Origin of the sequence: Caldimonas mangrovi, from assembly GCF_023721835.1 — a bacterium.
GTDB classification, from domain to species: Bacteria; Pseudomonadota; Gammaproteobacteria; order Burkholderiales; family Burkholderiaceae_C; genus Caldimonas; species Caldimonas mangrovi.
Map to the genome: position 1 here is coordinate 187,767 of NZ_JAMKFE010000008.1, position 19,698 is coordinate 207,464.

Sequence of the window (19,698 nt, forward strand, 5' to 3'; positions counted from 1 at the left end):
CCCGCACTGCACACGAGAAAAAGCCGCGCTGCTTGCACAGCGCGGCTTTTTTGCGGGCGACCAGCACTTCAGCGGACGGTGGCCGATTGCGGGTTGGTGGCCACGCGGGTGGCGTTCTGCTTCTTCGCGGCGAATTGCTGGGCCGCGACCGGGTCGACCGCTTCGCCGTTCAGCAGTGCGTACTCGCCGTCGGCCTTGGCCTGGCGCAGTTCAGCGGTCACTTCGGCGCGGCTGCGGGTCGTGGCGACGGTCGGCACGTAGGTCGACGAGAACACCTTCAGTTCGCCGGCCGACTTGGCACGGGCCAGTTCGGCGCGGACTTCGGCGCGCGACAGGGTGGACGGACCGTTCAGTTCGGGCGTCGGCGTGACTTCCTGAGCGGCGGCGCCGAAGGACACCAGGGCGGCGGTGGAGACGATGGCGGTGGCAAGAAGCTTGTTCATGGCAAATCCTTTCAGTTCGTACCGTTGATGAGGGTTCGGACTGTTCGACCTGCCCGGTCCGGCCGCTGGGGCCGTTGCGTTGACGGGTTCGTTGGTCCGATGGCTGAAGATTAGGGTTTATCCGGGTTCCGAAAAAGACGATCTTGCTCAACGCACCGTTGCATGGGGTGGAACAATCGCCCCCTGCCGGACGGGACGCATCGGTCGGCGCTTCCCTGGAAGCGACAATCTCCGCTTTCGTTCAGCCCGCCCGCCTGCCTGTGATGACGCGCCTCGCTTCGACCCCGGGAACCGGCCTGGCTGCCCCGGGGGCCGCTGAGTCGGGCGGGGGCTCGACGTCCCGCCCGCGGGCTGCGCTGCCGGGTGGCGGCCGCGTTCAGCGCCTGCTTGTTATTTCCAGGCCGCCGTGGTGTCTGACACGCCGGCCGCCTCACTCAACGTGATCGCTTCATGATTTCCTATCGCATCGAACCCCTGGATCTCCACGCCCACCTGTTCAAGGTCAGCCTGCGCATTCCCGAGCCGGCCGCGGAGCAGCAGCTGTCGCTGCCGGCGTGGATCCCCGGCAGCTACCTGGTGCGCGAATTCGCACGGCATCTGCAGCGCGTGAGCGCGCGCCAGGGCCGGCGCGAGCTGCCGGTCGAGCAGCTCGACAAGGCGAGCTGGCACGTGCGCTGCGACGGCCGTACGGCGCTGGAGGTCAGCTACGAGGTGTATGCCTTCGACAACTCGGTGCGCACGGCCTGGCTCGACGCCTCGCGCGGCTTCTTCAACGGCACCAGCGTGTTCCTGCGCGTCGAAGGGCGCGAGCACGAAGCGCACGGGGTCGAGATTCGTGCATTGCCGCGTGGCTGGAAGATCGCGACGGCGTTGCCTGCCGTGCAGACCGATGCACGCGGGCAAGGGCGTTATGAGGCTCCCGGCTACGACGAGCTGGTCGACCACCCGGTCGAGATGGGCGACTTCTGGCGCGGCGAGTTCCGGGCCGGCGGCGTGGCGCACGAGTTCGTTGTTGCCGGGGCGCTGCCCGGCTTCAACGGCGAGCGGCTGCTGGCTGACGCCAAGCGGATCTGCGAGGCGCAGATCCGCTTCTGGCACGAGCGCCGCAAGCCGCCGTTCGGTCGCTACGTCTTCCTGCTGAACGCGGTCGACGACGGCTACGGCGGGCTCGAGCACCGCGCCAGCACGGCGCTGATCTGCTCGCGGCGCGACCTGCCGCGCGCGGGGGAAGACGGCCAGAGCGAGGGCTACGTGACCCTGCTCGGCCTCGTCAGCCACGAATACTTCCATACCTGGAACGTCAAGCGCCTGCGCCCGCGCGAATTCGCGCGCTATGACTACACCCGCGAGAACTACACCGAGCTGCTGTGGTTCTTCGAGGGGTTCACGTCCTACTACGACGACCTGTTCCTGGTGCGTGCCGGGCTGATCGACGAGGCCCGCTACCTGAAGCTGCTGTCCAAGACGGTGAGTGGCGTGCTGGCAACGCCGGGCCGCGAGGTGCAAAGCGTCGCGCAGGCCAGCTTCGACGCCTGGGTGAAGTACTACCGGCAGGACGAGAACACCGTCAATGCCACCGTCAGCTACTACACCAAGGGGTCGCTGGTGGCCTTGGCGCTGGACCTGAGCCTGCGCAGCGAAGGGCGCGGCACGCTGGACGACGTGATGCGGCTGTTGTGGACCCGCAGCGGTGGCGGTCCGATCGGCGAGAACGACATTGCGGCGGCCTTGAAAGACGTTGCCGGCCGCTCGTTCTCGCGCGAGCTGTCACGCTGGGTGCACGGCACGCAGGAGCTGCCGCTCGAGCCCTTGCTGCGCGAGGCTGGCGTGCAGTGGAAGACGCAGCCGGCACCGTGGCCGCTGCGCGTCGGCGCGCGCACCGCTGATGGTGTCGGCGGCGTGCAGATCAAGGCGGTGATGCGCGGGCAGTGGGCCGAGCGCGTCGGCCTCGCGGCCGGCGACGAGGTGCTCGCCGTCAACGACTGGCGCCTGCGCAAGCTCGATGACATGGCACTGCATGGCCGCGAAGGCGAGGCGGTCGAGTTGCTCGTCAGCCGCGACCAGCGCGTGCTGCGCTTGCGCGGCGCACTGCCGGGGGCCGACGTGTCCTCGGCGAACGTCGCCTTGTCTGTGGCCGCTTCGGCGCCTGGAGCGGCTGCAGAGCGGCGGCAGGCATGGATAGGCCGGCGCTGAGCGCCTTGGCCCCGGTGCCGCGGCGCGGGCGCCGCGGTGCGGCCTTCGTGGGCCTGCTGCTGGCGGTCCTGGCGGCCCACCTGTGGGTCAGCGAAGAGATGGCGACCATGCTCGCGGAGATCGACGCTGCACCGATGGTCGAGCGGCTGGAAGCGGTCTACGCACGCATGCTGCAACCGGCCGCTCCCCCCGTCGTGGCGCCGCCGGCGCCCGCGGCGGCACCGCGTCCGCAGCGCCGTGTCGCACCGCCCCAGGCGGCAGCGAGCGAGCCGGAAGCCGTCGTGGCAGAGGATGCGGTCGCACCCGAAGCGGGCTTGGCGCCGCCGACCGACGAGTCCGCCGCCGAGCCGCTGCCGCAACCCGAGGAACCACGGCTCGTCGACGCGCCGGCCGATGCCGGGCCGCCTGCTGCGCAAGGCATGCCCTTCGAGTGGCCGCCGTCGACGCGCATGAGCTACACGCTCTACGGTTACTACCGCGGCGAGGTGCACGGCAGCGCTCAGGTCGAGTGGATCCGCGCCGGTGACCGCTACCAGGTGCACATCGATGTCCTCGTCGGTCCCGGCTTCGCCCCGCTGATGGCACGCCGCATGAGCAGCGACGGCCGCATCACGCCGCACGGCCTGGCACCCGAGGTCTACGAGGAGGAAACGCGGGTTGCCTTTCGCACGCGGCGGGCGGCCGTGCGGTTCGGCCCGGAATGGATCACGCTGAACAACGGGCGCGAGGTGCCGGCACCGCTGGGCGTGCAGGACACGGCCAGCCAGTTCGTGCAGCTGACCTACCGCCTGATGCTGCAGCCCGAGCTGCTGACGCCGGGGCGGGCCATCGAGTTTCCGCTCGCGCTGCCGCGGCGACAGGATCGCTGGTACTACGACGTCGTGGGTGCCGACAACCTAGCGACCCCGTTCGGCGAGGTGCAGGCCTTCCACCTGCGGCCCCGGCGCGAGACGAAGCGCCGTGACGAGCTGATGGCCGACGTGTGGTTCGCGCCGACGCTGCTGTACCTGCCGGTGCGCATCGTCATCCGCCAGGACGAACAGAACTACGTCGACCTGACGATCTCGAAACTGCCCGAAGTGGCCGCCCCGGCGGCCTCCGGCGCTACTCCAGGAACGCCGCCCTGAAGGCGTCGGCGGTGGCCGCGCCGCGGTTGTCGGCGATGTAGCGGTGCGCCATCACCAGCAGCGGGTGCAGTTCTTCCCAGCTCTTGGCTTTTTCCATCTTCACCGCCAGGTTGTCGCCCAGCGGGCCCAGTTGCTCGCTCATGAAGCGCACGGCCTGCTGACGCAGCGCCTCGACCGGCTTGTGCGGCGCCGGCGGCAGGGTGCTGGGCCCTTCCTCGGCCGCCGGACGGGCAGATGCCGCACGCCCCGCGGTGACGCCGATCACCTCGATGTAGCCGTCGGCGAGCAAGGTTTGCAGCGCCTCTTCGGCCGGCGGGGCGATCATCCGCATCAGTTCCTCGTCGGTGCGCTTGCCGTCCACCATGATCAACGCGGAGCGCAACTTGAGCGTCAGATGGTTCTGGCGGGTCGCGATCTCGGTCTGTCCCTTCTCCGTCTTGCGGTATACCGTTCCCATCTCTATGGCTGCTTTCGGTCGTTATGGCGCGCAGCTTAACGTCAGCCGGGCCGACATGCCATCCAGACTAGCACCTGCCTGTGTGCCGTCTTACCGGTTCCGACCCGATAACGGCCCGGCTACGAAGCTTCGTATAGTTGCGCACCACCCAAGGAGTTTCCCCGTGAGCTATGAACTGATCCTGACAGATGTGCGAGGTGACGGGCCCCTCAAGGCCGGTGTGATCACGCTGAACCGGCCCAAGCAGCTCAACGCGCTGAACGACGCGCTGATGGACGAGCTGGGCGCTGCGCTGAAGAGTTTCGATGCCGACGACGGCATCGGCTGCGTCGTGATCACCGGCAGCGAAAAGGCTTTTGCGGCCGGCGCCGACATTGCGGCGATGGCGTCGTGGAGCTACATGGACGTCTACAAGTCCGACTACATCACCCGCAACTGGGAAACGCTCAAGAGCGTGCGCAAGCCGGTGATCGCCGCGGTGGCGGGCTACGCGCTGGGCGGTGGCTGCGAGCTGGCGATGATGTGCGACTTCATCATCGCCGCCGACAACGCGAAATTCGGCCAGCCCGAGATCAAGCTGGGCATCATCCCCGGGGCCGGCGGCACACAACGGCTGCCGCGCGCCGTGTCCAAGGCCAAGGCGATGGACCTGGTGCTGACCGCCCGCATGATGGACGCCGCCGAAGCCGAGCGCGCCGGCCTGGTGTCGCGCGTGGTGCCGGCCGACAAGCTGCTCGACGAGGCGTATGCGGCGGCCGAGTCGATCTGCGGCTACTCGCTGCCCAGCCTGCTCGCCGCCAAGGAATGCGTGAACCGGGCGTTCGAGGCACCGCTCAACGAGGGCATGCTGTTCGAGCGGCGTGCTTTCCATGCGCTGTTCGCCACCGAAGACCAGAAGGAAGGCATGGACGCCTTCGTCGCCAAGCGCAAGCCGGCCTTCAAGCAGCAGTAGGGACCCGCCTCAAGGCTGCAGCCAGCGCGCCCCTTCGGTATCGAAGCGGGCGCGCCGGTGCCCGTCGGGGTGCAGCTCCAGCCAGTCCATCGAGAGCATGCGCGCGGTGACCACCGCGAAGTAGCCGCGCTCTTCGCGCGGCGGGGCCGGCGTGCCGAGCGGCATGCCGGGCGGCCGCGGCGCCAGATAGTCCTGTGCAGCCGGCGACAGCTTCAGCGTCGCCCAACGCGACGATGCTTCCAGCCCGCTGGTCTCGGCCTCGAGCCGGACGCGGCAGCGCAACTGCCAGCCCAGCTCGGCCGACCACATCACCAGGGTGCCGACCGGTGCGGTGGCCATTTGCACCAGCTTGCCGGCTCGCGCATCGGAGTAGAACAAGAGTTCGCGCGCCTCGCGGCGGGCGTCGCGCAACACCACCACGCGTGCGTCGGCCGCGTCGCCGTCGCGCGTGGCGAGCACCGGCGTGCGCCACGCATGGCCACGGGCCTGCGCGGCACGCTGCAGTTCCTGCCAGAGCGCGCGTTCGGCCTCTGCCAGGTCCAGCAGTCGTGCGTTGCCGGTCATTGCTCCTTGCGCAGCGCCGGGAACAGGATCACGTCGCGGATGTTGGGCGAATCGGTCAGCAGCATGATCAGGCGGTCGACGCCGATGCCGCAGCCGCCGGCCGGCGGCATGCCGTATTCGAGCGCGCGGATGTAGTCGGCGTCGAAGTACATCGCCTCTTCGTCGCCGGCGTCCTTGGCGGCCACCTGCGACTGGAAGCGCGCGGCCTGGTCTTCCGGGTCATTGAGCTCCGAGAAGCCGTTGGCGATCTCGCGGCCGGTGATGTAGAGCTCGAAGCGCTCGGTGATGGCCGGGTCGGTGTCCGAGGCGCGCGCCAGCGGCGACACCTCGACCGGGTGGTCGACGATGAAGGTCGGCTCCCACAGCTTTTCCTCGACCAGCTCCTCGAAGGCGGCGAACTGCAGCTGCGACAGGCCCCAGTGCGCGGGCGCGTCCTTGCCGAGAATCTTCAGTTCGTCGCGCAGGTAGGCCGGGTCGTCGATCTGCGCGTCGTCGATGCGCGGCGCGTGGCGCAGCAGCGCGTCGCGGATGCTCAGCCGCGCGAACGGCTGCTCGAGGTCGACCACCTTGCCCTGGTAGGTGAGGGTGGCGGAGCCGCTGGCATCCTTGGCGGCCTGGCGCAGGATGGCTTCGGTGAAGTCCATCAGGTCGTGGTAGTTCCAGTACGCCGCATAGAACTCCATCATCGTGAACTCGGGGTTGTGGCGGACCGAGATCCCCTCGTTGCGGAAGTTGCGATTGATCTCGAACACCCGCTCGAAGCCGCCGACGACCAGCCGCTTCAGGTACAGCTCGGGGGCGATGCGCAGGAACATCTCCTGGTCCAGCGCGTTGTGGTGCGTCTTGAACGGCTTGGCGTTGGCGCCCCCCGGGATGGGGTGCAGCATCGGCGTCTCGACTTCCAGGAAGTCGTGCTGCATCATGAAGCTGCGCATCGACGACAGCGCCTTGCTGCGGGCGGCGAAGCGCTGGCGGGCGTCGTCGTCGGTGATCAGGTCGACGTAACGCTGGCGGTACTTCTGCTCCTGGTCGGTCATGCCGTGGAACTTGTCCGGCAGCGGCCGCAGGCTCTTGGTCAGCAGGCGCAGCACCGTGACCTGCACCGACAGCTCGCCGCTCTTGGTCTTGAACAGCACGCCTTCGGCGCCCAGGATGTCGCCCAGATCCCAGTGCTTGAACGCCGCGTACACCTCTTCGCCCACCTGGTCGCGCGTGATGTACAGCTGGATGCGGCCCGAGCCGTCCTGCAGCGTGCAGAAGCTGGCCTTGCCCATCACGCGCTTGAGCATCATGCGGCCGGCGACCGAGACGTTGATGCGCAGCGGCTCGAGTTCCTCGTTCGGGCGTTCGCCGTAGAGGCCATGCAGCTTGTCGGCGTGATGGTGCGGCTTGAAGTTGTTCGGGAAGGCGACGCCCTGCTGGCGCAGGGCACAGAGCTTCTCGCGGCGTTCGGCGATCAGCTGGTTGGTGTCGGTGGCTTGCGGCTCCGCGGGGGCGGCAGGCGTCGCGCGTTCGGTCATGACGGGCTCGGGCGTGGAAAAGGGGCGATTTTACCGGGCGGGGCTGTCGCGAGCGCCTGCTGCCGCGGGCAGGTGCGGGGCCGACGTATCATCGCGCCACCTTCGCGCGGCCCCTCTTCGCGTCCCCTGCATGTCTTCTTCCTCGATCTCCCGCGGCGCGATCAGCCACTTCGTCGCGAAGTCCCTGGCCGTGGCGCTGGGCATGACGATCATCGCGATCGTCGCGCGCCAGGGGCCGCTGGAGCAGGGCATGTTCTCGCTGCTGGTCGCCACCGAGGCGGTGTATGCGGCGCTGTTCTCCGGCATCGGTCTCGCGGTGGCACGCCGCGTGTCGCACCATGGTGACGAAGCCGGGGTGTGGCTGACGAGTGCCTTGTTGCTTTGCCTGCTGGCCGGCCTGGTGGGTGCGGGTGTGTTTGCCGGCGCAGCGCATCTGTCGGGCGGCGACCCGGCCTACCGCTACCTGCCGCTGCTGGCCGCTGCGGCGCCTTTTCTGTTGCTGACGCCCACGGTGTCCGGGCTGCATCTCGGCCGCGGGCGCATGGGCCCGATCAACCTGCTGACGGTCGGGCCGCCGCTGTTGACGCTGGCCCTGCTGCCGCTGGTCGCCAAGGGGGCCTTCGATGCGATGGCGATGGCGACGACGTGGGTCGTCGCGCGCGCCGTTGTCGGCGTCGCGGCGGCGGTCCATGCAAGCGCAAGCTTCGGGCTGCGCCGCATCGCCTGGTCGGATTGGGCGCCGCTGGCGGGGTTTTGCGCGGTGGTCGGCGTCACCAACCTCATCAGCTGGTTGAACTACCGTGTCGACCTGTTCATCGTCGAGCGGATCGCGGGTCTGGCGCAGGCGGGTGTCTATTCCGTGGCGGTGACGGTGGCCGAGCTGCTGTGGTTCGTCTCTTCGTCGGTCAGCGTGGCGGCTTATGCCCGTATCGGGCAGCCCGACCGGGCGCGGGCCGCCGCCTTGACGGTGCGCGTCGTGCACCTGAACCTGGCCGTACTGGTGCTCGTCTCGCCGGCGCTCGTCGCGCTCGCGTGGTGGGGGCTGCCGGCCGTACTGGGCCCCGCCTACGCCGCGTCGTTGCCGCTGCTGGCATGGCTGCTCCCTGGCGTCTGGGCCTACGCCAGCGCGTCGACGCTGTCGGCCTTCTATACCAACTATCTGGGGCGGCCGCAGTTGTCGGCGGCGGTGGCGTCGACCTCGTTGGCGGTCAACGTGGTGGTCTGCTTCCTGCTGGTGCCGCGGGTGGGCGCCGCCGGCGCGGCGATCGCCACGTCGGCGTCTTACCTGCTGGCGATCGGCTGGGGACTGGCATTGTTCCGCCGGCATGCCGGCTTGAGTTGGCGCGAGGTACTGCGGCCCGACCTGCAGCGCCTGCGGCGCGATCTCGTCTCGCCGCTGCAGCGGGCTGCCCGGTAGACTGCTGGCCGCAACCCGACACCGATGTTCAAGCTCTTCGCTCATTCGCTGCTGCGCCGCCTGATCGGCCCCCGCATGGCCTATGGCTATCGTCGCCACGACGGCGCGAGGCTATTGCACACGCGTGTCAGCACGGCGGCCGAACTGCAGAGCCCGCAGCAACTGCAGATCGAGGATCACGTCTTCATCGGCCACTTCAATTTCATCGACGCTTCGGGCGGGTTGAGCATCGGCGAAGGCACCCAGATCACCAACCACGTGTCGGTGCTCAGCCATTCCAGCCATGTGGCGGTGCGGCTGATGGGACGCCGCTACTGGGGGCACCCGGAGCCCGCGGGCCTGACCCGGGCCGCTACCGTGATCGGCCCATACTGCTTCATCGGCCCCGGCGCGGTCATCGCGCCCGGCGCATGCCTGGGACGCGGCGTGCTGGTGCGTGCGCACAGCTACGTCGACGGCGAATTCCCCGACTTCGCTATCGTCGGCGGCCAGCCGGCACAGGTGGTCGGTGACGTGCGCGAGATGGACGCAGCCTGGCTGCAGCGCCACCCCGAGATCGCTGCGCACTACTGCGGCATCGGCTGGCCGCAGGCACCACGATGAGCGGCCACGGCCACATCCTGTTCTGCGCCGATGCGTGCAGCGTGCACACGCAGCGCTGGGTCGGCGCGATGGCAGAACGCGGCTGGCGCTGCTCGGTGCTGTCGCGGCACTTCCAGCGTATCGCCGGTGCTGACGTGCACCCGCTCGACACGCCCGACGGCAACTGGCCCTGGTTCGCGGCCGTCCCGCGCGTGCGCCGGCTCGCGGCCGAACTCGCCCCCGACATCGTGCATGGACACTACGTCACCTCCTACGGCCTGTGGGCCGCGGCGAGCGGGCGGCGGCCGCTGGTGCTGACCGGCTGGGGCTCCGACATCCTCGTGTCCCCCCACCGCAGCCGGTTGGTGCACGCGGTGACCGGCTGGACGCTGCGCCGCGCCGACCTGATCACCGCCGACAGCCAGGACATGCTCAACGCGATGGCACGCTACCGTCCGCGCGCGCCGTTGCACCAGATCTACTGGGGTGCCGACACCGAGAAGTTCCGTCCCTACCCGAGCACCGACCCGGTGTTCCGCATCGCCAGCCTGCGCGCGTGGGAGCCGAACTACAACATCGACGTGATCCTCGACGCGACCGCGAGATTGCGTGCGGCCGAGCCTGGCGCGGCGATCGAGCTGCACCTGCTCGGCGGCGGGCCGCTCGAGGCACGGCTGCGCTCGACGGCCCAGGCGCTGGGCCTCGACGACGTGGTGCACTTCCACGGCCGTGTCGACGAGGACCGGCTCGCGCAGCTCGTCAACCGCTCGCACGTCAGCGTGTCCATCCCGGACAGCGACGCCACCTCGGTCGCGCTGCTCGAGTCGATGGCGTCGGGGCTGCCGGTGGTGGTATCCGACCTGCCCGCGAACCGGCAGTGGGTCGACGCGCAGGGCGGCTGGCTGCTGGCGCCGCGCGACCCGCACGCGCTGGCGCTGGCCTTGCGCGAGCTGCTGCACGACCCCGCCCGTGCCTTGGCGATGGGGCGTCACAACCGTGCCCGCGTCGACCCGCATGCCGCACGGCGAACCCAGATGGACCGCGTGGACACGCTCTATCGGGGCCTGCTCGACGGGGGGCGCAGATGAGCCGGATCGTCTCCGTGATCGTGCCGTGTCGCAACGAGCGCCCGTACATCGAGGCCTTCTGTGCCAGCGTCGCGCAACAGGCGTTGCCGGATGGCTGGTCGCTGGAGGTGGTGGTCGCCGACGGCTGCAGCGACGACGGCACCGCCCAGACCTTGCGGCGGCTGGCCGCGCAGGACGCGCGCATGCGCATGATCGACAACCCAGCGGGCATCGTCTCGGCCGGCCTCAACCGCGCGCTGGAATGCGCGCACGGGCAAGTCATCGTGCGCATGGACGTGCACACCACCTACGCGCCCGACTACATCGCCCAATGCCTGCATGCCCTGGCGACGAGCGGGGCCGACAACGTCGGCGGGCCGTGGCGTGCCGAAGGCGATACCCCGATGCAGCGAGCCATCGCTGCGGCGTTCCAATCGCGCTGGCTGGCCGGCGGGGCACGCTCGCGCCAGCTCGGCTACGACGGGCCGGTCGACACGGTCTACCTCGGCTGCTGGCCGCGCGCCACGTTCGAGCGCTTCGGTGGTTTCGACGAGACGCTGGTGCGCAATCAGGACGACGAGCACAACCTGCGCATCGTTAAGGGCGGCGGCCGCGTCTGGCAGTCGTCGACGGTCCGCAGCTGCTATCGTCCGCGCGGCTCGCTGGGCGCGCTGTTCCGCCAGTACCTGCAGTACGGCTACTGGAAGCCCTTCGTGATGCGCAAGCACGGCCAGCCGGCGGCTTTGCGGCACCTCGTGCCGGCGGTGTTCGTGCTCGCGCTCGGCATCTCGGCGGCCTTGCTGCCGTTCGGGATGCCGGCGGGCGTGCCTGCAGCGCTCGCCGGCGTCTATGCCGGGGCCGTGCTGGCGGCGAGCACCGCCGCCGCGTCGCGCACCGGCTGGGGCCTGTGGTGGCGCCTGCCGGCGGTGATCGCGGCTTACCACTTCGGCTACGGCATCGGCTCGCTGTGCGGCTGGTTCGACGTATGGCGCGGCGCGGCGGCCGGGCGCGAGCGCTTCGCGCGGCTGACCCGCTGAACGGCCTGCAAACGCCATGCCGCACGACCCGACGTCCGTTCCTCACGACGAAGCCACCGCCGTGCAGACCCGCTATGCGCGCCGCGCGAGCGGTGAGTGGCGCTACAGCCTGCTCAACCCGGCGGCGCTGTTGGCCACGCAGGAGCGGCAGCGTGCGATCGCCCGGGTGCTGGTCGCGCAGGGCTGGTGCGATCCGGCGCCGCTGCGGTTGGCCGAGGTCGGCTGCGGCACCGGCGGCAACCTGCTGGAGCTGCTGCGCATGGGCTTCGCGCCCCAGCATCTGTCCGGCATCGAGCTGCTGCCCGAGCGTGCCCGCGAGGCGCGCCACCTGCTGCCGCCAGCCGTCGCGGTGCACTGCGCCGATGCCGTGCAAGCGCCCCGCCTGCTGCCCGAGGCCAGCCAGGACATCGTCTACCAGTCGACCGTGTTCTCGTCGCTGCTCGACGATGCCTTCCAGCAGCGCCTGGCCGACACGATGTGGCACTGGGTGCGGCCGGGCGGCGGCGTGCTGTGGTACGACTTCACGGTGGACAATCCACGCAACCCCGACGTCCGCGGGGTGCCGTTGTCGCGGGTAGGCGCACTGTTCCCCCACGGGCAATTGCGCGCCGAACGCCTGACCCTGGCGCCGCCGCTCGCTCGAGCCGTGGTGCGCATGCACCCGGCGCTGTACACCCTGTTCAACCGCTGGCCGCTGCGCACCCACGTGCTGGCCTGGATCCAGAAACCGCAATGACTGCTGCCGACTTCCTGCCTTTCGCGCTGCCCGAGATCGGTGAAGACGAGATCGCCGAGGTCGTCGACACGTTGCGCTCGGGCTGGATCACGACCGGCCCCAAGGCCAAGCGCTTCGAACAGGCCTTCGTCGACTACCTCGGCGGGGCCGGTACCGGACTCAAAGCGATCGCGGTGAATTCAGCCACCGCCGGCCTGCACCTCGCGCTCGAGGCGCTGGGCATCGGTTCCGGCGACGAGGTGATCACGACGACGCACACCTTCACGGCCACTGCCGAGGTGGTGCGCTACCTCGGGGCGGACGTCGTGCTGGTCGACATCGATCCGGCGACGCTGTGCATTGCCCCGGCCGCCGTCGAAGCGGCCATCACGCCGCGCACCAAGGCGATCGTTCCGGTGCATTTCGCCGGCCTCGCGGCCGACATGCCGGCGTTGCTCGCGATTGCTGCGAAGCATGGGCTGAAGGTGGTCGAGGATGCAGCGCACGCGCTGCCGACGACGGTGGGCGGCTCGCTGGTCGGCACGCTCGCCTCCGACGCGACCGTGTTCAGCTTCTATGCCAACAAGACGATCACCACCGGCGAAGGCGGCATGCTCGTCACCCGCGACGCCGAGCTGGCGAAGCGTGCGAAGGTGATGCGCCTGCACGGCATGAACCGCGACGCCTTCGACCGCTTCACCGCCAAGGTGCCGAGCTGGTACTACGAGATCGTCGCGCCCGGCTTCAAGTACAACCTGACCGACATCGCCGCCGCGCTGGGCCTGCACCAGTTGCGCCGCGCCGACGCCTTCCAGCAGCGGCGCGAGCAGATCGCGCGGCAGTACACCGAAGGTCTGCGGGGCCTGCCCCTCGTGGCGCCGCCCGACGCACCGGCGGGTGACCGTCACGCCTGGCACTTGTACGCGGTCCGGCTCGCCGACGACGCGCGCGTGGATCGAGATGCCGTGATCGAGCAGCTGTTCGACGCCGGCATCGGCTGCAGTGTGCACTACATCCCGCTGCACCTGCATCCGTATTGGCGCGACCGCTACGGTCTTGCCCCGCGGCAGTTTCCGCACAGCCAGCAAGCCTACGAACGCATGCTCAGCCTGCCGCTGTACACGCGCATGTCAGACGCCGACGTGCAGCGCGTGGTCGATGCGCTGCGACGCATCCTGGGTTGAGGCGCGATGGGCAAACGCTGGTTCGACCTGGTCGTGTCCACCGCCGCCTTGCTGCTGCTGTGGCCGCTGTTCGCCCTGATCGCGCTCGCGATCCGGCTGGACTCGCGCGGCCCGGTGTTCTTTCGCCAGGAGCGGGTGGGGCGTTTCGGCGTGCCGTTCCGCATCCACAAGTTCCGCACCATGGTCGACGATCCGGCCTTGCGGGGCCGCGAGATCACGGTGGGCAACGATCCGCGCATCACGCGGGTCGGCGCGGTGTTGCGCCGGACCAAGCTCGACGAGCTGGCGCAGCTGATCGACGTGCTGCAAGGCACGATGAGCCTGGTCGGCCCGCGCCCCGAAGTGCCGCGCTACGTGCAGCAGTACCCCGCGCCGGTGCGCGACAAGGTGCTGTCGGTGCGGCCGGGCATCACCGACCTCGCATCGATAGAGTACCGGCGCGAGAGCGAACTGCTCGCACGCTCCGCCGACCCCGAGCGCACCTATGTGCAAGAAGTGTTGCCGCGCAAGCTGCACTACGCGCAGCAATATGTCGAGCATGCGACCTTGTGGACCGACCTGCGGCTGCTCGCGCGCACGCTGCAGGTCCTGCTGAGCCGGTGACGCGATGGTGTGGCAACGGCTCGACGCCTTCCTGACGCTCATGCGCCCCCGCCGGCAGCCGCTCGCTCTGTTGATCGACGGCCTGGTGATCGCGCTGTGCTGGAACATCACCTACCTGTTCCGGCTCGGCTTCGACCGCTGGCTCAGCGCCCGCCCCGCCTACGACCCGCTGGTGATGCTGGGGCTGGTGGCGCTGTACCTGCTGATCTTCTGGGGGCTCGGCGTGCCGCGGGGCATGTGGCGCTTCTCGGGGTTTGGCGAAGCCAAGCGGCTGGCGGCCGGCTGTTTCGCGGCGGGGCTGGTCGGCGCCGTGATCGTGCTGATGGCGCAGCTGACGAAGGTGCCGCGCGCTGTGCTGGCGCTGCACCCTGTCGTTGCGCTGATGGGCCTGTGCACCGTGCGCATCGGCTACCGGATGCTCTACGAGCACATGCGCTCACGCATGGCCGGTGGTGACGTCGAGTCACGCCGGGCGCTGGTGCTCGGTGCCGGCGAGGCGGCTCGCCTGCTGCTGGCCGGCTTGCAGCACCAGGGCTACCTGATCGTCGGCCTGCTCGACGACGATCCGGCCAAGCAACATGCGCGCATCGGGGGCGTGCCGGTGCTGGGGCCCTTGAACCGACTGGCCCGGCACGTCGAGCAGCAGGGCATCACCCATCTCATCGTCGCGATGCCGTCGCTGCGCCTGCCCGACCGGCGCCGGCTGATCGAGCAGGCCGCGCAGACCGGCTTGCCGGTCCTGACGGTGCCGTCGGCCGAGGAGCTGCGCGAAGGCTCGCAGGTCAGCCGCGTGCGCGAGATCGAGCCCGAAGACCTGCTGGGCCGCGAGCCGGTGCAGCTCGACGAAGGCGGCATCTCCGAATGCCTGAACGGCAAGACGGTGCTGGTCACCGGCGCCGGCGGCAGCATCGGCTCCGAGCTGTGCCGCCAGGTGGCGCATTACGGCCCGAGCCGGCTGGTGCTGTATGAGCTGAGCGAGTTCGCGCTCTATTCGATCGAACAGGAGCTCACCATCCATTTCCCGCACCTGACCCTGGTGCGTCTGATCGGTGATGTGAAGAACCCCGAACACCTGCGCCGCACCTTCGCCGCATGGCGACCGCAGGTGGTGTTCCACGCGGCGGCCTACAAGCATGTGCCGCTGATGGAAGAAGACAACACCTGGGCAGCGTTGCAGAACAACACGCTCGGCACCTGGCGTGCGGCGATGGCCGCGGCCGAGGCTGGCGTCGAGCGTTTCGTGCTGATCTCGACCGACAAGGCCGTCAACCCGACCAATGTGATGGGCGCGACCAAACGTGCGGCCGAGATGGTGGTTTCGCACATGGCGGCGCAAGGCCATGCGACGCGCTTCATGGCGGTGCGCTTCGGCAATGTGCTCGGCTCCAGCGGCAGCGTGATTCCGAAGTTCAAGGAGCAGATCGCGCGCGGCGGCCCGGTGACCGTGACGCACCCGCAGATCACCCGCTACTTCATGACCATCCCCGAGGCGGCGCGGCTGGTGATCCAGGCCGCCGCGATGGGCGAGGGCGGCCAGGTGTTCGTGCTCGACATGGGCGAGCCGGTGCGCATCGCCGACCTGGCACAGGACCTGATCCGGCTGTCCGGCCGCACGCTCGACGAGATCCCGATCGTCTTCACCGGGCTGCGCCCGGGCGAAAAGCTCTACGAGGAACTGCTGGCCGACGCGGACACCAGCATCGCCACGCCGATCGCACGCTTGCGCGTCGCGCGACTCAATCATCTGCAGCTGGATGCTGACCTGCCGGCGCAGCTGCAGCTTGCCTGCAGCCTGGTGTCGGACCACGAAGTCCGGCAGTGGCTGCGGCGGATCGTGCCGGAATACCACGCTTCCACATGACGAAAAGGGCCGAATCTGACGATTTCGCGGCGCTGTCAAGCGGGTAGACGATAATCGACGGCTTATGACCGAAGCTTCCCAGGCCCCCGTCTCGGGCGGCGAGTTCTCCCTTCTTCCCCTCGGCGACACGCTGCAACGCGCGATTGCCGACCAGGGCTACACCTCGATGACGCCCATTCAGGCCAAGGCGATTCCCATCGTCCTGGAGGGGCGCGACGTGATGGGCGCCGCCCAGACCGGCACCGGCAAGACAGCCGCGTTCTCGCTGCCGCTGCTGCACAAGATGCTGAAGCACGAGAACTCGAGCGCTTCACCGGCGCGGCACCCGGTGCGCGCGCTGGTGCTGGCGCCGACGCGTGAACTCGCAGACCAGGTGGCCGTCAACGTCAAAGCCTATGCCCGCCATACGCAGTTGCGCGTGGCCTGCGTGTTCGGCGGCATCGACATGGCACCGCAGACCGCCGAACTGCGCCGCGGCGTCGAAGTGCTGATCGCCACCCCGGGCCGGCTGCTGGACCATATCCAGGCCAAGAACTGCACGCTCAGCCAGGTCGAGTACGTCGTGCTCGACGAAGCCGACCGCATGCTCGACATCGGCTTCCTGCCCGACCTGCAGCGCATCCTGAGCTACCTGCCCAAGCAACGCCAGACCCTGCTGTTCTCGGCCACGTTCTCGACCGAGATCAAGAAGCTGGCACAGAGCTACCTGCAAGACCCGGTGCTGGTCGAGGTGGCGCGTCCGAACGCCACGGCCGCCACGGTCGAGCAGCGCTTCTACAGCGTCGAGGACGACGACAAGCGCCGGGCGGTACGGCACCTGCTGCGCGAGCGCTCGCTCACCCAGGCCATCGTATTCGTCAACTCCAAGCTCGGCGCGGCCCGCCTGGCGCGTTCGCTGGAACGAGACGGACTCAAGACGGCCGCCCTGCACGGCGACAAGTCTCAGGACGAGCGGCTGAAGGCACTGGCCGCGTTCAAGCGCAACGAGGTCGAGCTGCTGGTCGCCACCGACGTGGCTGCACGCGGCCTCGACATCGCCGACCTGCCGGCGGTGTTCAACTTCGACATCCCGTTCAGCGCTGAGGACTACGTCCACCGCATCGGCCGTACCGGCCGGGCAGGCGCGTCGGGGCTGGCGATCTCCTTTGTCTCGCGCAGCGACCAGCGGCTGGTCTCCGAGATCGAGAAGCTGATCAAGAAAAAGATCGAGATCGAGCCACTGGAGCTGGACGACGAGCGCCCGCGCCGCCCGCCGCGTCGGCAGGACGAAGACGGCGAGCGCATCGAATCCCGCCGCCCGCGCAGCCCTGTGAACCTGGCGACCGCCACCTCGAACGATCCCTTCTTCAACCGGCCGTACGAGGCCGATCCCAACGCCGATCCCAGCTGGGAGTCGCATGCGCCGGCACCTGCACCGGCGTCTGCGCCCGCGCCATCGGCGCCGCGTGCCTTGTCGCCCTACATCAAGCCCCGGCGCAAGGTGGCCGCGTTGCTCGGTGGCAGCAAGAAGAACTGACCGACGCGGCCATCAGCCGCCATGGATCGCGAAGACGGCCGGTACGTCCGAGGGCAGAGCGCGTGATCCCCGTTTCCAGTCCTGCACGCTGAGCGAGCGGTTCCAGCCGCCGGCGAGCGTCAGCCCGCAGGCCACCGACAGCCGCGTCGCGGGCTGCAGGTGGGTCAGCAGTGCCTGCATCAGCGCGGTGTTGCGGTAAGGCGTCTCGATCATCATCTGCGTCTGGCCGCTGCGCCGGGCACAGGCCTCCAGCTCGCGTATGCGCGCACCGCGCGCCGCCTCCTCCACCGGCAAATAGCCGACGAACGCAAAGCTCTGCCCATTCATGCCGCTGGCGGCCAGCGCCAGCAGCAGCGACGACGGCCCGACCAGCGGCACGACCTCGATGCCCAGTTCATGCGCGCGACGGACGACCTGGGCGCCCGGGTCGGCCACGGCCGGCATGCCGGCTTCCGACACCAGGCCGGTGTCCTGCCCCTTTTGCGCTGCCGCGAGCAGCGGATCGAGAGGCACAGCGGCAACCGGCTTGTGCCCGCCCTTTGCAGGACGCGGCAATTCCTGGATCAGCAGGGCCTGCAGCGGTTGCTGCAGCGGCACCACCCCATGGACACGCTTCAGGAAAGCGCGGGCCGTCTTCGCGTTCTCGGCGATCCAGACCGGCAGGCGCGCGGCGACTTGCAGCACGTCGAGCGGCAGCACCTGCTGCAGATCGGGCGGCGCCGCGTCGGCTGCCAGGGTGCCGAAGTCGAGCGGCGTCGGCATCAAGTAGAGCTTGCCGGTCGCGCTCATGACGCGTCCGGAAGTCCGAGTGCGTCGAGCCCGGCGGCGCGCAGCATCGCGCAGGTGCGAATCAACGGCAGGCCGACCAGCGCGGTCGGGTCGTCCGATTCGATCGCCTCGAGCAAGGCAATCCCCAGCCCTTCGGACTTGGCGCTGCCGGCGCAGTCATAGGGCCGTTCGATCTGCAGGTAGCGCTCGATCTCGGCGTCATCGAGCGTCCGAAAGCGCACGGTGACAGGCACGAGGTGCACCGCTTCGAAGCCGCTGCTCCGGCAGACCACCGCGACGGCAGTCTGGAACACCACGGCGCGACCGCTCATCTCGCGCAGCTGCGCGACGGCATTGTCGTGCGTACCCGGTTTGCCGATCGGGCGGCCGGCCAGATCGGCCACCTGGTCCGACCCGATCACGATGGCATCGGGGGAGGCCGCAGCCACGGCCCATGCCTTCGCGAGCGCCAGGCGCCGCGCCAGCGCTGCGGGAAGTTCGCCGGCCTGCGGCGTCTCGTCGACGTTCGGCGAGACGACGTCGAACGGCAGGTGCAGACGCTCGAGCAGTTCGCGTCGATAGCGCGAGGTCGAGCCGAGGATCAGTCGCCGGCGGGGCGTAGCGGTGGAGGGCGTGAAAACCATGCGCGCGATTTTCCTCCACGCCGGGCGGGGCGGGGCGCGCCGCTACACTGCCACGCATGAAGGCAAGAGAATTCGATCCCCTGCGCCTGGACGTGCAGGAGTTCGCGCGCGCCGCTGCTTCGCTGCAGGGGCAATGGGTGCTGACGTCGATGCCGCGGCTGGCGGCGTCGCAGCACGAGGACGCGGCGGTACAGGGTCGCGAGGTCGTATGGTCTGCGACCGGCGAGCGCGTCGAGCGCACCGGGGCAGAAGCGCAGACCTGGCTGCACCTCGAAGCCCGCACCGCGGTTGCGCTCGAATGCCAGCGCTGCCTGCGGCCGATCGAGGAACGGATCGAGGCCGAGCGCAGCTTCCGCTTCGTGACGGGCGAAACCCAAGCCGAGGCCCTGGATGCCGACAGCGAGGAAGACGTGCTCGCGATGACGCGCACGCTCGACCTGCGTGAACTGATCGAGGACGAGTTGATCCTGGCCTTGCCGCTGGTGCCGCGGCACGACCGCTGTCCGGTGTCGCTGCCGGCCGCCTCGGCACCGGAAGCGCCGGCGGCCGGGGCCGAAAAGCAGTCCAACCCGTTCGCCGTGCTGGCCCAGCTGAAGAAGGGGCGTCCGTCCTGACCCGGGCGCCCGCCGCGCGGGTGCCTTGTGACTTTCGTCCGCGCGGCGCCAGTGGGCCAAAACCCCGGGGCTGGCCTTCGCGTTTGGCCCGATGCTAGAATCGCGGGTTTTCCCAAGGAGCGAGCCATGGCCGTTCAACAGAACAAGAAGTCGCCGTCGAAGCGCGGGATGCATCGTGCCCACCAGCACCTCGGCAGCCCGTCGACCGCGATTGAGCCGACAACCGGCGAAACCCATCTGCGTCACCACATCAGCCCCACCGGCTTCTATCGCGGCCGCAAGGTCCTGAAGACCAAGGCCGACGCCTGAGTCGTCCGATCGTGGCGACCGGCGGCAGGCTGTGCAGGCGCTCGCCAGGCGAGGCGCCTGTTTTGCCGTGGCCGTTTCCGGTGTCGTTGCTCAGGCGCGCCCGCAGGCTTTGAGCCCGGGTCGCG

General features: G+C 69.4%; 20 protein-coding genes. 14 read left to right on the forward strand and 6 right to left on the reverse strand.

Annotated features, from left to right (window positions below):
• Nucleotides 1-68 precede the first annotated feature (68 nt).
• Entirely contained in the window at nucleotides 69-443 is a 375-nt protein-coding gene (locus M8A51_RS14995) for a DUF4148 domain-containing protein (RefSeq protein WP_251779274.1), read from the reverse strand.
• 450 nt (nucleotides 444-893) lie between these two features.
• Between M8A51_RS14995 and M8A51_RS15000 the strand changes: the two genes are divergently transcribed.
• Together M8A51_RS15000 and M8A51_RS15005 are read left to right on the forward strand one after the other, a co-directional pair.
• Nucleotides 894-2,636 carry a M61 family metallopeptidase gene (locus tag M8A51_RS15000; RefSeq protein WP_251779275.1) on the forward strand — a complete coding sequence of 581 codons (1,743 nt, stop codon included), beginning with the start codon at nucleotides 894-896 and terminating at the stop codon, nucleotides 2,634-2,636.
• Nucleotides 2,618-3,763, forward strand: a complete 1,146-nt coding sequence (locus M8A51_RS15005; RefSeq protein ID WP_251779276.1) for a DUF3108 domain-containing protein — start codon at nucleotides 2,618-2,620, stop codon at nucleotides 3,761-3,763. The genes M8A51_RS15000 and M8A51_RS15005 overlap by 19 nt, the downstream gene beginning before the upstream one ends.
• On the opposite strand, the gene M8A51_RS15010 is transcribed toward M8A51_RS15005, so the two are convergent.
• Nucleotides 3,741-4,220, reverse strand: a complete 480-nt coding sequence (locus M8A51_RS15010) for a hypothetical protein (protein WP_251779277.1) — start codon at nucleotides 4,218-4,220, stop codon at nucleotides 3,741-3,743. The genes M8A51_RS15005 and M8A51_RS15010 overlap by 23 nt on opposite strands.
• A gap of 163 nt (nucleotides 4,221-4,383) precedes the next feature.
• Here M8A51_RS15010 and M8A51_RS15015 point away from each other — a divergent pair, with 163 nt between their 5' ends.
• Nucleotides 4,384-5,172, forward strand: a complete 789-nt coding sequence (locus tag M8A51_RS15015) for an enoyl-CoA hydratase (protein ID WP_251779278.1) — start codon at nucleotides 4,384-4,386, stop codon at nucleotides 5,170-5,172.
• 9 nt (nucleotides 5,173-5,181) lie between these two features.
• On the opposite strand, the gene M8A51_RS15020 is transcribed toward M8A51_RS15015, so the two are convergent.
• Nucleotides 5,182-5,736 (reverse strand): pyridoxamine 5'-phosphate oxidase, encoded by a 555-nt coding sequence (locus tag M8A51_RS15020; RefSeq protein WP_251779279.1) that lies wholly within the window; start codon nucleotides 5,734-5,736, stop codon nucleotides 5,182-5,184.
• The gene (gene lysS, locus M8A51_RS15025; RefSeq protein ID WP_251779280.1) at nucleotides 5,733-7,256 is read right to left on the reverse strand and encodes a lysine--tRNA ligase; all 1,524 of its coding nucleotides are present in this window, start codon (nucleotides 7,254-7,256) and stop codon (nucleotides 5,733-5,735) included. The genes M8A51_RS15020 and lysS overlap by 4 nt, the downstream gene beginning before the upstream one ends.
• A 130-nt stretch (nucleotides 7,257-7,386) precedes the next feature.
• Here lysS and M8A51_RS15030 point away from each other — a divergent pair, with 130 nt between their 5' ends.
• The 9 genes from M8A51_RS15030 (at nucleotide 7,387) to M8A51_RS15070 (ending at nucleotide 17,238) form a co-directional block, all read left to right on the forward strand.
• Complete coding sequence (locus M8A51_RS15030; RefSeq protein ID WP_251779281.1) at nucleotides 7,387-8,673, forward strand: lipopolysaccharide biosynthesis protein; 1,287 nt, start codon at nucleotides 7,387-7,389, stop codon at nucleotides 8,671-8,673.
• 24 nt (nucleotides 8,674-8,697) lie between these two features.
• The gene (locus M8A51_RS15035; RefSeq protein WP_251779282.1) at nucleotides 8,698-9,276 is read left to right on the forward strand and encodes an acyltransferase; all 579 of its coding nucleotides are present in this window, start codon (nucleotides 8,698-8,700) and stop codon (nucleotides 9,274-9,276) included.
• Nucleotides 9,273-10,343, forward strand: coding sequence for a glycosyltransferase (locus M8A51_RS15040; protein WP_251779283.1), 1,071 nt, complete (start codon nucleotides 9,273-9,275; stop codon nucleotides 10,341-10,343). Before M8A51_RS15035 ends, M8A51_RS15040 begins: the two co-directional genes overlap by 4 nt.
• Complete coding sequence (locus M8A51_RS15045) at nucleotides 10,340-11,359, forward strand: glycosyltransferase family 2 protein (RefSeq protein ID WP_251779284.1); 1,020 nt, start codon at nucleotides 10,340-10,342, stop codon at nucleotides 11,357-11,359. The genes M8A51_RS15040 and M8A51_RS15045 overlap by 4 nt, the downstream gene beginning before the upstream one ends.
• 16 nt (nucleotides 11,360-11,375) lie before the next feature.
• Nucleotides 11,376-12,095: a class I SAM-dependent methyltransferase gene (locus M8A51_RS15050; protein ID WP_251779285.1), complete on the forward strand. Its 720-nt coding sequence runs from the start codon at nucleotides 11,376-11,378 to the stop codon at nucleotides 12,093-12,095.
• A complete protein-coding gene (locus M8A51_RS15055; RefSeq protein ID WP_251779286.1) occupies nucleotides 12,092-13,258 on the forward strand; it encodes a DegT/DnrJ/EryC1/StrS family aminotransferase in 1,167 nt (388 codons plus the stop codon). Before M8A51_RS15050 ends, M8A51_RS15055 begins: the two co-directional genes overlap by 4 nt.
• Before the next feature lie 6 nt (nucleotides 13,259-13,264).
• A complete protein-coding gene (locus M8A51_RS15060; RefSeq protein ID WP_251779287.1) occupies nucleotides 13,265-13,861 on the forward strand; it encodes a sugar transferase in 597 nt (198 codons plus the stop codon).
• 4 nt (nucleotides 13,862-13,865) lie between these two features.
• The gene (locus M8A51_RS15065) at nucleotides 13,866-15,722 is read left to right on the forward strand and encodes a polysaccharide biosynthesis protein (RefSeq protein ID WP_251779288.1); all 1,857 of its coding nucleotides are present in this window, start codon (nucleotides 13,866-13,868) and stop codon (nucleotides 15,720-15,722) included.
• A gap of 64 nt (nucleotides 15,723-15,786) precedes the next feature.
• On the forward strand, nucleotides 15,787-17,238 hold the full coding sequence (locus M8A51_RS15070) for a DEAD/DEAH box helicase (RefSeq protein WP_251779289.1): 1,452 nt from the start codon (nucleotides 15,787-15,789) through the stop codon (nucleotides 17,236-17,238).
• A 12-nt stretch (nucleotides 17,239-17,250) separates the two neighbouring features.
• Here the strand turns inward: M8A51_RS15070 and M8A51_RS15075 are convergent, their stop codons facing one another.
• On the reverse strand, nucleotides 17,251-18,027 hold the full coding sequence (locus tag M8A51_RS15075) for an SAM-dependent methyltransferase (RefSeq protein ID WP_251779290.1): 777 nt from the start codon (nucleotides 18,025-18,027) through the stop codon (nucleotides 17,251-17,253).
• Nucleotides 18,024-18,650: a Maf family nucleotide pyrophosphatase gene (locus tag M8A51_RS15080; protein ID WP_251779291.1), complete on the reverse strand. Its 627-nt coding sequence runs from the start codon at nucleotides 18,648-18,650 to the stop codon at nucleotides 18,024-18,026. The genes M8A51_RS15075 and M8A51_RS15080 overlap by 4 nt, the downstream gene beginning before the upstream one ends.
• Nucleotides 18,651-18,706: 56 nt before the next feature.
• On the opposite strand from M8A51_RS15080, the gene M8A51_RS15085 reads away from it, so the two are divergent.
• Together M8A51_RS15085 and rpmF are read left to right on the forward strand one after the other, a co-directional pair.
• Complete coding sequence (locus tag M8A51_RS15085) at nucleotides 18,707-19,264, forward strand: YceD family protein (RefSeq protein WP_251779292.1); 558 nt, start codon at nucleotides 18,707-18,709, stop codon at nucleotides 19,262-19,264.
• A 126-nt stretch (nucleotides 19,265-19,390) separates the two neighbouring features.
• Complete coding sequence (rpmF, locus tag M8A51_RS15090; protein ID WP_251779293.1) at nucleotides 19,391-19,573, forward strand: 50S ribosomal protein L32; 183 nt, start codon at nucleotides 19,391-19,393, stop codon at nucleotides 19,571-19,573.
• Nucleotides 19,574-19,698: the final 125 nt, after the last annotated feature.

What these genes read in the sequence shown, in the direction of transcription:
- M8A51_RS14995 (WP_251779274.1), bottom strand. Translation starts at nt 443, where the DNA reads ATGAACAAGCTTCTTGCCACCGCCATCGTCTCCACCGCCGCCCTGGTG.
- M8A51_RS15000 (WP_251779275.1), top strand. Translation starts at nt 894, where the DNA reads ATGATTTCCTATCGCATCGAACCCCTGGATCTCCACGCCCACCTGTTC.
- M8A51_RS15005 (WP_251779276.1), top strand. Translation starts at nt 2,618, where the DNA reads ATGGATAGGCCGGCGCTGAGCGCCTTGGCCCCGGTGCCGCGGCGCGGG.
- M8A51_RS15010 (WP_251779277.1), bottom strand. Translation starts at nt 4,220, where the DNA reads ATGGGAACGGTATACCGCAAGACGGAGAAGGGACAGACCGAGATCGCG.
- M8A51_RS15020 (WP_251779279.1), bottom strand. Translation starts at nt 5,736, where the DNA reads ATGACCGGCAACGCACGACTGCTGGACCTGGCAGAGGCCGAACGCGCG.
- lysS (WP_251779280.1), bottom strand. Translation starts at nt 7,256, where the DNA reads ATGACCGAACGCGCGACGCCTGCCGCCCCCGCGGAGCCGCAAGCCACC.
- M8A51_RS15030 (WP_251779281.1), top strand. Translation starts at nt 7,387, where the DNA reads ATGTCTTCTTCCTCGATCTCCCGCGGCGCGATCAGCCACTTCGTCGCG.
- M8A51_RS15035 (WP_251779282.1), top strand. Translation starts at nt 8,698, where the DNA reads ATGTTCAAGCTCTTCGCTCATTCGCTGCTGCGCCGCCTGATCGGCCCC.
- M8A51_RS15040 (WP_251779283.1), top strand. Translation starts at nt 9,273, where the DNA reads ATGAGCGGCCACGGCCACATCCTGTTCTGCGCCGATGCGTGCAGCGTG.
- M8A51_RS15045 (WP_251779284.1), top strand. Translation starts at nt 10,340, where the DNA reads ATGAGCCGGATCGTCTCCGTGATCGTGCCGTGTCGCAACGAGCGCCCG.
- M8A51_RS15050 (WP_251779285.1), top strand. Translation starts at nt 11,376, where the DNA reads ATGCCGCACGACCCGACGTCCGTTCCTCACGACGAAGCCACCGCCGTG.
- M8A51_RS15055 (WP_251779286.1), top strand. Translation starts at nt 12,092, where the DNA reads ATGACTGCTGCCGACTTCCTGCCTTTCGCGCTGCCCGAGATCGGTGAA.
- M8A51_RS15060 (WP_251779287.1), top strand. Translation starts at nt 13,265, where the DNA reads ATGGGCAAACGCTGGTTCGACCTGGTCGTGTCCACCGCCGCCTTGCTG.
- M8A51_RS15065 (WP_251779288.1), top strand. Translation starts at nt 13,866, where the DNA reads ATGGTGTGGCAACGGCTCGACGCCTTCCTGACGCTCATGCGCCCCCGC.
- M8A51_RS15070 (WP_251779289.1), top strand. Translation starts at nt 15,787, where the DNA reads ATGACCGAAGCTTCCCAGGCCCCCGTCTCGGGCGGCGAGTTCTCCCTT.
- M8A51_RS15075 (WP_251779290.1), bottom strand. Translation starts at nt 18,027, where the DNA reads ATGAGCGCGACCGGCAAGCTCTACTTGATGCCGACGCCGCTCGACTTC.
- M8A51_RS15080 (WP_251779291.1), bottom strand. Translation starts at nt 18,650, where the DNA reads ATGGTTTTCACGCCCTCCACCGCTACGCCCCGCCGGCGACTGATCCTC.
- M8A51_RS15085 (WP_251779292.1), top strand. Translation starts at nt 18,707, where the DNA reads ATGAAGGCAAGAGAATTCGATCCCCTGCGCCTGGACGTGCAGGAGTTC.
- rpmF (WP_251779293.1), top strand. Translation starts at nt 19,391, where the DNA reads ATGGCCGTTCAACAGAACAAGAAGTCGCCGTCGAAGCGCGGGATGCAT.